This is a genomic window from Pseudomonas capeferrum (assembly GCF_013523055.1).
GTDB classification, from domain to species: Bacteria; Pseudomonadota; Gammaproteobacteria; order Pseudomonadales; family Pseudomonadaceae; genus Aquipseudomonas; species Aquipseudomonas capeferrum_A.
Genome location: NZ_JAAMQM010000013.1, coordinates 14280 through 26630 on the forward strand (window position 1 = coordinate 14280; position 12351 = coordinate 26630).

Sequence of the window (12351 nt, forward strand, 5' to 3'; positions counted from 1 at the left end):
CACGAGGTGCGCCAGGCCGCGCACCTCGCTGTTCACACCACTACTTGCGCGCGTCCAGAATCAGGTTGAACGGCGTCTGCGCCGCGCGCCGGAACCGCGTGAACCCCACCTCCTCGAACACTTTCCGAAGCCGTGCCTCCCCGGCTTGTGCCCCCAGTCCCAGCCCGACTTCCTGGGACAGCGAATTGGGTGTGCCGATGAACGTCGATGCCGCGTAGAACAGGGTCCCGCCGGGATTGATGTTCTCGTCCAGCGAATCCAGCGCGAACGGCTCCACCCTCAGGACCGTGCCATCGGCCTTGAGCGTCGAGTAGGCATACCGTGCGGCCCCGACCGGATCGCCCATATCATGCAGGCAGTCCAAGTAGCGGATCAGGTCGAAATACTCATCGGGATAGTCCTTGGCCGTGGCCTGCCGGAAGCTCGCCTGCGCCGACACCCCGGCGTCACTGGCAAGCGTCGCCCCGGCGCCCATGCCGGACACCAGCTTGCCCATGAATTCGTGAAGTCTGCTTTCGTCCATGACGTGCCCTCCCGCGAGAAGGCCACTGTCGGTACCGCGACATTCTGCCCGAAAGCTACAGGCGGTGGTCGATTGGATGATGCGCGAGGCCGGCGACAGGAGCATCGCGGCCAGACTTTTCGCCGGGTTGAGCCTAGTGCGCTGCTGTCGGTTCGCACGGGCTGGCCGACGAACGCTCGATCGGCGATTCGAGCCGGGAAAGCTTAGAAGAAACGCCCGAGGGCGGGTGCCAGGGCCTTGCGCGCCTGGCACCCATGAGTAGGCTAGCGACTGCTGCTACCCCCGCTGTTGCGCCCACCGCCTCGACTTTGTTGTCCCCCGGCGCGACCGGCCTCCGATGCGCGCTGACGGTCATTGGCGAAATTGCCACCCGAATTCTGCCCACCTTTGCGGCCCGCTTCGGAGGCGCGCTCGCGGTCATTGGCGAAATTGCCGGAATTGGTCTGCGGATTGCCGCCTTGCTTGCCGGTCTTGCGTTGGTCGTCGCTCATGATCTTTCACCTCATGTCGTGGAAGGGCACAGGAAAGTCTATGCCTGTACTCCGAGTGACAGGGCGGCGATAAATGCGAACGGCAATCAGATAGACCGACGAAACGCTCTAATTCAAGCGGTGCAAGTCACTGGGGCACCAGTTTTCATTGCATGGGATATATCAGGATTTCAACCCCGCCGCCTGCTCGACCAGCAATTGCCAGTTTCGCGCTTCCTGCCAGTCCGAGGCAAAGGGCAATTGAACCCAGTAAGGGGTCTGTCCAGCGTTCTGCAATTGAACGTGCAAGCTGCACGTGCGCGCCGTGCTGCTGCTCGTGGTGGTCGTGGAACGCGAGCTGCCCTTGCCGATCATGCCAAGATTGGCGGTCAGCGCGTACACGTTGCGACGGCCATGCTTGGTGGTGGTTTGCGTAGTGGAGTTGGTGATGGTCCGCTCGTCCACTCGTACCTGTTTGACTACCCGTTGGGCATCCATCAAGGCATGACGATCACCGATTTCGGGGCCCAGCACATAGAGCATCCGACTCTCGGAGAACACCGCCAGCATGCGACCGCCGCGACAGATCCAGCGATAGGGCCCCAGCGCCTGGTCGGCCAGGAATGCCTTGCCCGCTTCCATGCGTGCGGCATCGACATGACGACGCGCCTGATCCGCCGCTCGCTGGCGGGGATACCACAGCAATGACACCGGCAGATAGACCAGCCACAGAAGGCACCAGATCAATACGGCATAGATAGGCCCACCGATGTAATGCCCCTGCCAGATCCATTTGAGCAACAAGTACCCGCAGAACAGCGCCTGAACCGCCATGAACAGCTGGGTAACCCGCCGTTTGGACTGTTGCAGGCGAACTTGCGCCTGTCGCGCATGTTCAAGCGCTTGCGCAAGAGAAGCTGGGGTGGCCGTGAAGGTGGTATCGGGGATGGCGGAGGGTTGTTGAAGCGACATAGGGCATCCTGCACAAGTAGACAATGCACCGCTGCGGGCACGACGGCCCGCGAGTATACCCCGCGGCACACCTGGCTTCGATCCACTCCCTTCCGAATGCGGGCCCGAGCGCTGGACCGGTTACCGGCCGAGGCCGACACGCGGGGCTACACTCCATCCACCGCGCCTGATCCTGGAGAACCGACATGACGCCCAAGAACACGATATGTCTCTGGTACGACGGCACCGCGCTGGAAGCCGCGACCTTCTACGCCGCCACCTTACCGGACAGCACCGTCGATGCGGTCCATCACGCTCCTGGCGACTTTCCGGCCGGCAAGCGGGGCGATGTACTGACCGTGCAGTTTACGGTGATGGGTATCCCCTGCCTTGGCCTGAACGGCGGCCCGATGTTTACCCACAATGAAGCCTTCTCGTTCCAGGTAGCCACCGACGACCAGGCCGAGACCGATCGCCTGTGGGACGCCATAGTGGGCAACGACGGCGAGGAAAGCGCTTGCGGTTGGTGCAAGGACAAATGGGGGTTGTCGTGGCAGATTACCCCGCGCGTATTGACGGAGGCGATAACCCATCCCGATGCGGCGGCCGCCGAGCGCGCGTTCGAGGCGATGATGCGGATGCGCAAGATCGATATTGCGGCGATCGAGGCAGCGTTGAAGGGCTGAAGGGAGTGCTGGCCAGAGGTTGGGTTGAGGGCATGTATAACCACGGCTAATGGGCTGGCTGATCGATTGCATTGTCAGGCGAGTCCTTCGGCCTCGATTCGCGGGCAAGCCCGCTCCCACAAGTTGAGCGATAAACTTAGGGGGCTGCGCACTGGCGCTGAATTGGAAAAGCACGTTCTCCCTGTGGGAGCGGGCTTGCCCGCGAATCGAGGCCGAAGGACTCGCCTGGCAATGCACCCTCACCCCCTACGATCGCCGTGGAAACGCTGGACCAGCCGCGCGCGCCCCCACGGTTTCCTGCAGTCTGCGCACGTGTCCTATATCCTGACTTCCGGCCTCCCCTTCAAACCAGCCTCAGGAGTTGGAAATGTCCACCAACATCTTCCGCGACGCCATCCCCTCAGACGCCCCGCGCTGCTATCAGATCGAAACCACCGCCTACGATGGCGATGAAGCCGCGACCCTGGAAGAGATCGCGACACGCATCGCCCTGTACCCGCAAGGCTTTCTGGTCATGGAAAATGCCGAGGGAATCATCGGCTTCATCAACAGCGGTTGCGCCCATGAAGTGGCCATGTCGGATGAGGCCTTCAAGGAGCTGATCGGGCATTCGGCCGATGCGCCCAACGTGGTGATCATGTCGGTGGTGGTCGACCCCGTCGAGCAGGGCAAGGGCCATGCGAAGTCATTGATGCAGACCTTTGTCCAACGCATGAGGGCCATGGACAAGAAGACGATCCACCTGATGTGCAAGGAGCGGCATGTGCCGCTTTACGAACGAATGGGCTATCGCTACGTTCGACCGTCGAACTCCGATCACGGCGGGATGGCCTGGCACGAGATGGTCATGGACCTGTAGGGGCTTTCCCCTCGCCGCCCTCCATCATTGCGCACCTTGAGCCAACTGGAGGGTGACGCCTCCAGCAGGTGACGGCAGATCGATCATGAAATTATTGTACATCAATGAATTTTTGTCGCTTTCGCAGATCTTTACCCTACCTTTCCAGGCCGCTGGCCGAGCAGTGGCGCGTGGATTCATTGCCGGTCAGCGTCCGCTTCGAGCATCGGCGCTGGCCCGAGACAAGCGGGTAGCCCCCGCGCGAGGGCTGGTTCGGACAGTCCCTTTACAAGGGGGCTGCCCACGCTGGCTCGACGCCGATCAGCCACCCTCCGCTGTGTACCGTCCTCCCACCAGCCAAGGAACTCGACGGCGGCAGCGCCTGACTAAGCTGATGTCATTCGCCCATAGGCCGACCCACGCCTTCCGGCCACGCAGCCCCGTCCGCAGTGCATGAATCAGGGTACAGGCCCGCGCAACCCCTGGCGGGTAGCCGATGCAAGCCGACGGGGCCCGCCGCCGCAGACAAGGAAAGCAGCATGCCGTCAAAGCCCGAAACCGCCTCTACCTCTCCACTGCCGGAGGGCACCGGCTTCGTCAGGGTACGTGGCGCTCGCGAACACAACCTCAAGAACGTCGATGTCGATATTCCACGCGATGCCCTGGTGGTATTCACCGGCGTATCCGGGTCCGGTAAATCCTCGCTGGCGTTCTCGACCCTGTACGCCGAGGCGCAGCGCCGTTATTTCGAGTCGGTGGCGCCCTACGCGCGGCGCCTGATCGATCAGGTAGGCGTGCCGGACGTGGACGCCATCGAAGGCCTGCCTCCGGCGGTGGCCCTGCAGCAGCAGCGCGGCAGCCCCAGCGCGCGCTCCTCGGTCGGCAGCGTCACTACCCTGTCGAGCCTGATTCGCATGCTGTACTCGCGTGCCGGCAGCTATCCGGCCGAGCAGCCCATGCTCTACGCCGAAGATTTCTCGCCCAATACGCCCCAGGGCGCGTGCCCCGAATGCCATGGCCTGGGCCGAGTGTACGAGGTGACCGAGGCGTCCATGGTGCCCGATCCTTCCCTGACCCTACGCGAACGCGCGGTGGCGGCGTGGCCCATGGCCTGGCAGGGGCAGAACCTGCGTGACATCCTGGTGACCCTGGGCTACGACGTCGATATCCCCTGGCGCGACCTTCCGAAGAAACAGCGCGACTGGATCCTGTTCACCGAAGAGACACCCACCGTGCCGGTCTACGCCGGGTTGACGCCCGAGCAGACCCGCGCGGCCCTCAAGCGCAAGCTGGAGCCGAGCTACCAAGGCACTTTCAGCGGCGCCCGGCGCTACGTGTTGCACACGTTCATGCAGTCGCAGAGCGCGCAGATGCGCAAGCGCGTCTCGCAGTACATGCGCGCCAGCCCCTGCCCTCTGTGCGAGGGCAAGCGCCTCAAGCGCCAAGCCTTGACGGTGACCTTCGCCGGCCTGGACATCGCCGAGCTGTCGCACATGCCGCTGCTGGAACTGGCCGAGGTGCTCAAAGGAGTCGTCGCGGCGGACTATCTCGACCAGGCCGAGGAGCCCGGCGAGGTACTGACCCACCAGCAAACCCGGGAAGCTCGCCGGCAACGTGCCGCCAAGGGCGACAATCCCCATAGCGGCGGTCCCGATGCGCGTCACACGCATAATCTGTCCGTGGAAAAGCGCCTCGCCGCGCAACGGATCGGCAATGAACTGCTGGAACGCATCATCACCCTCATCGACCTTGGCCTTGGCTACCTTGCCCTGGAGCGCAGCACCCCGACCCTGTCCTCCGGCGAGCTGCAGCGGCTGCGCCTGGCCACCCAGCTCAACTCCCAGCTGTTCGGCGTGATCTACGTGCTGGACGAGCCTTCGGCGGGCCTGCACCCGGCCGACAGCGAAGCCCTGTTCGTTGCCCTGCAGCGGCTCAAGGCCGCGGGCAACTCGCTGTTCGTGGTCGAGCACGACCTGGACACCATGCGCCGGGCGGACTGGTTGATCGATGTCGGCCCGGCGGCCGGCGAGCGCGGTGGCCGAGTGCTCTACAGCGGTCCGCCGGCGGGCCTTGCACTGGTCACCGAATCGCAGACCCGCGCCTACCTCTTCGCCGAGCAGGCCCCTGTCTCGCGAACCCCACGGCAACCCCGTGACTGGCTGCGTCTGGAAGGCATCACGCGCAACAACCTGGACAACCTCGCCGCGGCATTTCCCTTGGGCTGCTTCACCGCCGTGACCGGGATCTCCGGCTCGGGCAAGTCCAGCCTCGTCAGCCAGGCCTTGCTCGACCTGGTGGGCGGCCACCTGGGTCGACCAGGCAACGACGCCGATACCGACGAGCAGAGCCTGGAGGACGAACCGGCGCAAACCAGCGGCGGCCATGTAAGCGCCGGCCTGGAGGCCATCAAGCGGCTGGTGCAAGTCGATCAGAAGCCCATCGGCCGCACGCCGCGGTCCAACCTGGCGACCTACACCGGCCTGTTCGATCACGTGCGCAAACTGTTTGCCGCGACCGAGCAGGCACGGGCGCTGGGCTTCGACGCGGGGCGGTTTTCCTTCAACGTGGCCAAGGGCCGCTGCGAGACCTGCGAAGGCGAAGGTTTCGTGAGCGTCGAGCTGTTGTTCATGCCCAGCGTATACGCGCCCTGCCCCACCTGCCATGGCGCCCGCTACAACCCGCAGACCTTGTCGGTGACCTGGCAAGGGCTGACCATCGCCCAGGTGCTTCAACTCACCGTCGAACAGGCGCTCGAGGCGTTTGCCGAACAACCCGCGCCGAGGCGTTCCTTGCAAGTGCTGCAGGATATCGGTCTGGGTTACCTGCGCCTGGGACAACCGGCGACGGAGCTGTCAGGTGGCGAAGCGCAACGCATCAAGCTGGCCACCGAGCTGCAACGCATCGCTCGCGGGACGACCTTGTACGTGCTGGACGAGCCGACCAACGGGCTGCACCCGCAGGATATCGACAGGCTGTTGGCGCAGCTGAACCGGCTGGTCGACGCTGGCCACACGGTGGTGGTGGTCGAACACGACATGCGGGTGGTGGCACAAAGCGACTGGGTGATCGATATCGGGCCGGGCGCGGGCAACGCGGGCGGGAAAGTGGTCGCCTGCGGGACGCCCGACGCTGTCGCCAGGAGCACGGAAAGTCGCACGGCCCGTTACCTCGCCCAGGCACTCTGAAACCTGAAAGGGCTGATCGCGTTGTCAGCCCCGTTCAGACAACGCCGGTCGGCCCTTCGATAACCTGGCGCACCTTCCTGACCAGGTCGCTGGGAACATAAGGCTTGGCGATGACATCGAACTCGCTGCCACCGGCATCGGTGCGCTCGAGCGAGCTTTCCGCATAGCCGGTAGTGAGCAACACCTTGAGGTCCGGCTTTCGGCGCCGCGCTTCGCGGGCCAGCATCACACCATTCATGCCACCCGGCATGATCACGTCCGTGAACAGCAGGCTGTAGTCCTTGCACTCCAGCATCTTCAGGGCTTCACGCGCATCCCTGGCGATTTCGGCGACATAGCCGTAGTCCTCGAGGACCAGCTTCGCCAGTTCCGCTACATCCAGCCGGTCCTCGACGACCAGGATGCGCTCGGTGCCGCTACGCTCGCTGGCTCTTTCCTTGGAGGGGTGATGGAGTATCTGGCTATCGTCGGCGGGGAAATACAGGCGCAGCGTCGTACCGACGCCCTCCTCGGAAGCGATGCGCGCGGTGCCGCCGGATTGCTTGACGAACCCGTACACCATGGACAAACCGAGCCCGGAGCCTTTCCCTTCGTCCTTGGTGGTGAAGAACGGGTCCATCACGCGCGTGCGGATACTGTCAGGCATGCCGATACCGTTGTCGGTGAACGCGATACTGACGTAGCGGCCAGGGACCAGGCCGTCATAGGACAGGCCGTGGTCCTCGACCACCACATTGCGCGTATCGATATGCACGGCGGCATGCGCCCTGCCTTCCAGCGCATCCCGCGCATTGATGAGGATGTTGAGGAATGCCACTTCGGCCTGCGTCGGGTCGATGCGGCAATTCCACAGTGACTCCTCGAGCCTCAGTTGCAGGCTGGTCTGTCCCAGGGTGCGCTCGCCCAGCTCCTGGAACGCTCGGACCAGGCCGTTGAGATTGAGGACACGGCCTTCGAGTTTCTGCTTGCGGGAAAACGCCAGCAGTTGCTGGGTGAGCGTAGCAGCGCGATCGGCGGCATTACGGGCATTGCGTACGCTGCGGCGGATACGTTCCGGGTCCGAGTCTGGCTTGGAAGTGGCCCGATCGAGAACGTCCAGGTAACCGATCATGACCTGGAGCAGATTGTTGAAATCATGCGCGATCCCACCCGTCAGCTGACCCAGGGCTTCCATCTTCTGCGCCTGGTGCAGCGCCTCCTCGGCGTCGCGGCGGCGGCTGACATCGAGCTGGGAAGCGAAGAAATAGATCAGCTCTCCGGCATCGTTGTAGACCGGAGAGACGAACAGCGCATTCCAGAACGTGGAGCCGTCCTTGCGATAGTTGATGATCTCGACCGCCAGCTCCTGCTCGCTGGCGATCGCTTCGCGCACTTGTGAAATGACTGCCTGATCCGTTTCGGGGCCTTGCAGGAAGCGGCAATTGTGCCCCAGGATTTCCTCGACGGCATAGCCTGTCATCTCGAGGAACGCCTGGTTGGCGAAAATGATGGGGTTATCGTCGCGCTTGGGATCGGTGACGATCATGGGCATGCGAGTCGTTTCAACGGCGGCAAAAAAGATGTTCTTGCCAGAGCCGGAGATGTCGCCGGAAGAGGCATTATCAACACGAAAATTCTGCTTACCGCTGTTTGGCATCGCTTGACCTAACTGAGGAGTAACGGTCGGCCATACGGCAAACCCGTGCACGGTTCGAGCGGTCGAACCTTGTAAAGTTCTACGTCTCGATAATTTTGTACAGGATTTTATTTCACTTTGCCATTACTGCCAGCGGTTTCCCTCGGATTTCAAAAAATCCACGCTCCCCTGGTGTGGCTTATCGCCACGTCAGGGGAGCGGTTTTCAAGCAGGTAAGTGGGGCACTGCGTCCATCAACTTTTCCAAGCTGATCGGTAGATCGCGCACCCGCTTGCCAGTGGCGTGATAGACCGCGTTGGCCACTGCGGCGGCGAGCCCGGTCACGCCGATCTCACCGATTCCGCGGGCGCCGAATTCGTTGAGTTTGTAGTCCGGATAATCGAGCAGGATCACGTCGATGTCCGGCTGGTCGGCATGCACGGGGACTACATACTCCGCGTAGTTGTTGTTTACCGGCATGGCGTCACGCTCGTCATAGTCGGTGCTTTCGAACAACGCCATGCCGATAGCCATGACAATGGCCCCTTCGACCTGGTTGCGCGCCGTCCTGGCATTGATGATCTTGCCCACGTCGATCGCACTGACCACGCGCGATACCCGCAGTCTTGAAATGCCGGGGTCCCAGCGTACCTCCACGAAGTGGGCCCCGAAGGAGCTGAACGCGTGCTTGCCTGCCTCGGCCATGCCCGTACGGGCCTCGCCGTCGGCGCTGGCGACCTTGAGACGGTTCAGCACCTCGGCGAAGGCCAGGCGGGTATCGCCCTGCTCCAGTTGGCCGTCGACCACCTTGATCTCTGTCGGCTTGGCACCTTTGAGGCCACCCTCCGCGGTGGCGGCAAAGCCCTTGAGCTGCTCCAGGGCCATGCGCGTCGCCTCGGCCACGGCCGGCAGGACGCTCGCGGTCAGCCACGAACCGCCGGAAACCGGCGCTGGCGGAAAGCTCGAATTGCCCAGGTGCACCGTGATCTTCTCCAGAGGCAGCCCGGTGAGTTCGCTGACACACTGGCCGATCACCGTGTAGGTGCCGGTGCCGATATCCTGGGCACCGCAGAACACCTCGGCGCGACCGTCGGATTTGAGCGACACGCGTGCCTGCGCGGGTGTGCGCAAGGCATCCCAGTTGCACTGCGCCATGCCGTAGCCGATCACCTCGTGACCCTCGTGCATGCTGCCGATGCCCGGGCTGCGCTTGTCCCAGCCAAATCGCCTGGCACCCTGCTCCAGTGCTTCGCGCAGATGGTTGCTGGACCAGGGCAGCTTCTCCTGCTCGTTCTGCTCGGCGTAGTTGAGCCGGCGGAAGGCGAGCGGGTCCAGACCGCATTTCTCGGCCAGTTCGTCGATCGCCGACTCCAGCGCGAACAGGCCCGGCGCCGCGCCCGGCGCGCGCATCGATGTCGGCGCGCCGCGATTGACCTGCACGGTGCCGTGGGTGATCTCGACATTGGCGCAGGAATACAGGCTGGCGCTCATGCCGCCGCAATTCTCGACGTACTGGTCGCCGAAGCCGGTGGTGTTCAGCGACTCGTGGCGCAGAGAAACCAGCTTGCCTTCTGCGTCGGCCGCCAGGCGCATGCGTTGTTGCGTCTGCGGACGATGCCCGGTGGTGGTGAACATCTGCGCTCGCGGCACCACCAGTTGCACCGGCCGGCCGACCACCTTGGCGGCGGCGCAGGCAGCCACCGAATGCGGCCACATCCACAACTTGCTACCGAAGCCCGAGCCGATATAGGGCGCGCGAACCTCCACCCGCTCGGTGGGCAGGCCGAAGGCCTGGGCCAGGGTATTGCGGTGCACGACCACCGACTGGGTGGACTCGTACACCACGAGCCTGCCGCCCTCCCACATCGCCACGGTGGCATGCATTTCCATCGGGTTGTGCGTCTCGACGGGCGTGGTGTAGGTGGCATCCAGGGTCTGCGCGCCTCCCTTGAAACCTGCCTCCGGGTCGCCGCGCTTGTGGCCCTGACCTCCATCGCCGGGCGCTCGTTGCTTCAGCCCTTGCTGAAGCGTGGCGATTGCCGGTGTGCTGGTATAGCCGACCTTGACCTTGTAGGCCGCCTCGCGGGCGTGTTCGAAGGTGTCGGCCACCACCAGGGCGACGAACTGCCCGGCGTAACGGATCACGTTGTCCTCGAAAGGCAGGCGCTTTTCGTCCGTGCGCGAGCCAGTCAGCACGCCCGCCAGGGAAAACGGCACGGGCGAGGTATGGAACGCCTGTGGGAAATTACCGTGATGAAGAATGTCGATGACACCAGTCGAACGGCGCGCGGCGTCGATATCCAGTTTGCTTATCGTGCCGCTGGCCACCGTGCTGTAGACGCCATAAGCGAAGACCATGCCGGACGGATGCTGATCGGCGGCATAGTGCGCCCCACCCGTGACCTTCAATCGACCGTCGATACGCCGCGGGGATGCCCCCATCATTGAATCGCTCATGCCACACCTCCCATGGTCAGGGTAGTGAGAGTACGCACTATCGCCTGCTGGCCGAGCGGGATCTTGTAGGCGTTATGTGAGTAAGGCACCGCTCCTTGCAGGGCCAGCGCCGCCGCCTGGGCGAAGCGTTCCGGCGAGGCGGTGGCGCCCCGCAGCGCGCCTTCGGCATCGAGCGCGCGCCACGGCTTGGTCGCCACGCCCCCGAGCGCGATGCGGGCCTCGCGGATGACCTGGCCCTCCAGAACCAGGATGACCGCGCTGGACGCCAGGGCGAACTGGTAGGACGCTCGGTCGCGCAGCTTCAGATAGGCGCTGGTACTGCCTGGAAGCGGCGCGTTCAGCGTGACGTGGGTGATCAGCTCGCCGGCCTCCAGGGCATGTTCCTTCCAGGGCGTGGTGCCCGGCAGCAGGTGGAAGTCCTGAAAGTCGATCTCGCGTCGGCCCGACGGGCCCTGCACCTGCACGGTGGCGCCGATCGCCGCCATGGCGACGCACATATCCGAAGGGTGGCTGGCGATGCATTGATCGCTGGTGCCAAGCACGGCATGCACGCTGCGGTTGTGCCCGCCGATGGCCGCGCACCCCGACCCTGGCGCACGCTTGTTGCAGGCCGACACGCCATCACGGAAGTAATTGCAACGCACCCGCTGCATGAGGTTGCCGGCCGTGGTCGCCTTGTTGCGCAACTGAGTAGTCGCGCCCGACAACAACGCCTGGGAAAGCACCGGGTAATCGCGCTTGATCAGCGGATGATGGGCCAGCTGGGTATTGGTGACCATGGCGCCGATGCGCGTGCGCCCGTCGTTCAGGGTTTCGATCTGGTCAAGGCCCAGGGCATGCACGTCCACGACCCGATCGGGCTGCATCACGTCGAGCTTGACCAGGTCCAGCAAGGTGGTGCCGCCGGCGAGGAAAGCGCTGGCCTTGTCCTGGGCGTGCGTGGCGACGGCCTGCTCGGGGCTGGTGGCACGGGTATATTCCAGGGCTCTCATCAGCGGGCTCCTTCAACTTTGCCGCGGGCATCCTGCACCGCGGCGAGGATGTTCTTGTAAGCGCCGCAGCGGCAGATGTTGCCGCTCATGGCCTCGCGCACACTGGCATCGTCCGCGCCGATGTTCGGATCCTTGATGATGGCGGCGGCGGTCATCATCTGGCCCGAGGTGCAATAGCCGCACTGAAACGCGTCATGGGCCCAGAAGGCTTCCTGGATCGCGTGCAGCTGACCATTCTGCTCCAACCCTTCGATGGTAGTGATCTCGTCGCCTTCGTGCATGGCGGCAAGGGAAAGACAGCTATTCACCGGCTGTCCGTTGACGTGCAGGGTGCAGGCACCGCACTGACCGTGGTCGCAACCTTTCTTGGTGCCGGTCAGGTGCAGGCGATCCCGCAGTACATCGAGCAGGACGGCATTGCCGGGGACGTTGAGCGTATGGGGCTGACCGTTGACCTTGAGGGTAATGCGCTGCTCGCCCTTGGCCAATGGGATCTCGGTGTCATCGATAGGCTTTTCGAGCTGCGCCGCTTGCGTCCACATTGGCGCGGTAGCCGCCGCGACGCCGGAAATCCCGATGGTACGCAGGAAGTTTCGCCTTGAAGGCGCCATCAGCTCCTGGAACATCTGATCGG

The 12351-nt window shown here is 63.8% G+C and carries 8 protein-coding genes and 2 pseudogenes; 3 read left to right on the top strand and 7 right to left on the bottom strand.

Annotated elements, in window-relative coordinates:
- Positions 1-40 precede the first annotated feature (40 nt).
- The 3 genes and pseudogenes from G7009_RS15685 to G7009_RS15695 form a co-directional block, all read right to left on the bottom strand.
- Positions 41-454: pseudogene (locus G7009_RS15685) on the bottom strand (SAM-dependent methyltransferase); the annotation flags it as partial.
- A 332-nt stretch (positions 455-786) separates the two neighbouring features.
- Positions 787-963, bottom strand: a pseudogene (locus G7009_RS15690) (general stress protein); the annotation flags it as partial.
- Positions 964-1176: 213 nt separating this feature from the next.
- The gene (locus G7009_RS15695) at positions 1177-1965 is read right to left on the bottom strand and encodes a hypothetical protein (RefSeq protein ID WP_181130978.1); all 789 of its coding nucleotides are present in this window, start codon (positions 1963-1965) and stop codon (positions 1177-1179) included.
- A 185-nt stretch (positions 1966-2150) separates the two neighbouring features.
- Here G7009_RS15695 and G7009_RS15700 point away from each other — a divergent pair, with 185 nt between their 5' ends.
- The 3 genes from G7009_RS15700 to G7009_RS15710 all read left to right on the top strand — a co-directional run bounded on the left by G7009_RS15700 (position 2151) and on the right by G7009_RS15710 (position 6653).
- Positions 2151-2630, top strand: coding sequence for a VOC family protein (locus G7009_RS15700; RefSeq protein WP_181130979.1), 480 nt, complete (start codon positions 2151-2153; stop codon positions 2628-2630).
- Between the two features lie 367 nt (positions 2631-2997).
- Entirely contained in the window at positions 2998-3489 is a 492-nt protein-coding gene (locus tag G7009_RS15705) for a GNAT family N-acetyltransferase (protein ID WP_181130980.1), read from the top strand.
- A 518-nt stretch (positions 3490-4007) separates the two neighbouring features.
- Positions 4008-6653: an excinuclease ABC subunit UvrA gene (locus G7009_RS15710; protein WP_181130981.1), complete on the top strand. Its 2646-nt coding sequence runs from the start codon at positions 4008-4010 to the stop codon at positions 6651-6653.
- Positions 6654-6687: 34 nt separating this feature from the next.
- Here G7009_RS15710 and G7009_RS15715 read toward each other — a convergent pair whose 3' ends face one another.
- From G7009_RS15715 to G7009_RS15730, 4 genes are all read right to left on the bottom strand, one after another.
- Complete coding sequence (locus G7009_RS15715) at positions 6688-8289, bottom strand: histidine kinase famiy protein (protein WP_181130982.1); 1602 nt, start codon at positions 8287-8289, stop codon at positions 6688-6690.
- 204 nt (positions 8290-8493) lie between these two features.
- Positions 8494-10725, bottom strand: coding sequence for a xanthine dehydrogenase family protein molybdopterin-binding subunit (locus G7009_RS15720; RefSeq protein ID WP_181130983.1), 2232 nt, complete (start codon positions 10723-10725; stop codon positions 8494-8496).
- Positions 10722-11717, bottom strand: a complete 996-nt coding sequence (locus tag G7009_RS15725) for an FAD binding domain-containing protein (RefSeq protein ID WP_181130984.1) — start codon at positions 11715-11717, stop codon at positions 10722-10724. Before G7009_RS15725 ends, G7009_RS15720 begins: the two co-directional genes overlap by 4 nt.
- Positions 11717-12343 carry a (2Fe-2S)-binding protein gene (locus G7009_RS15730; protein WP_181131110.1) on the bottom strand — a complete coding sequence of 209 codons (627 nt, stop codon included), beginning with the start codon at positions 12341-12343 and terminating at the stop codon, positions 11717-11719. The genes G7009_RS15725 and G7009_RS15730 overlap by 1 nt, the downstream gene beginning before the upstream one ends.
- Positions 12344-12351 lie beyond the last annotated feature (8 nt).

Bases quoted from the DNA above. Each gene is read 5' to 3' on its own strand.
- G7009_RS15695 (WP_181130978.1), bottom strand. From the start codon at position 1,965: ATGTCGCTTCAACAACCCTCCGCCATCCCCGATACCACCTTCACGGCC.
- G7009_RS15700 (WP_181130979.1), top strand. From the start codon at position 2,151: ATGACGCCCAAGAACACGATATGTCTCTGGTACGACGGCACCGCGCTG.
- G7009_RS15705 (WP_181130980.1), top strand. From the start codon at position 2,998: ATGTCCACCAACATCTTCCGCGACGCCATCCCCTCAGACGCCCCGCGC.
- G7009_RS15710 (WP_181130981.1), top strand. From the start codon at position 4,008: ATGCCGTCAAAGCCCGAAACCGCCTCTACCTCTCCACTGCCGGAGGGC.
- G7009_RS15715 (WP_181130982.1), bottom strand. From the start codon at position 8,289: ATGCCAAACAGCGGTAAGCAGAATTTTCGTGTTGATAATGCCTCTTCC.
- G7009_RS15720 (WP_181130983.1), bottom strand. From the start codon at position 10,725: ATGAGCGATTCAATGATGGGGGCATCCCCGCGGCGTATCGACGGTCGA.
- G7009_RS15725 (WP_181130984.1), bottom strand. From the start codon at position 11,717: ATGAGAGCCCTGGAATATACCCGTGCCACCAGCCCCGAGCAGGCCGTC.
- G7009_RS15730 (WP_181131110.1), bottom strand. From the start codon at position 12,343: ATGTTCCAGGAGCTGATGGCGCCTTCAAGGCGAAACTTCCTGCGTACC.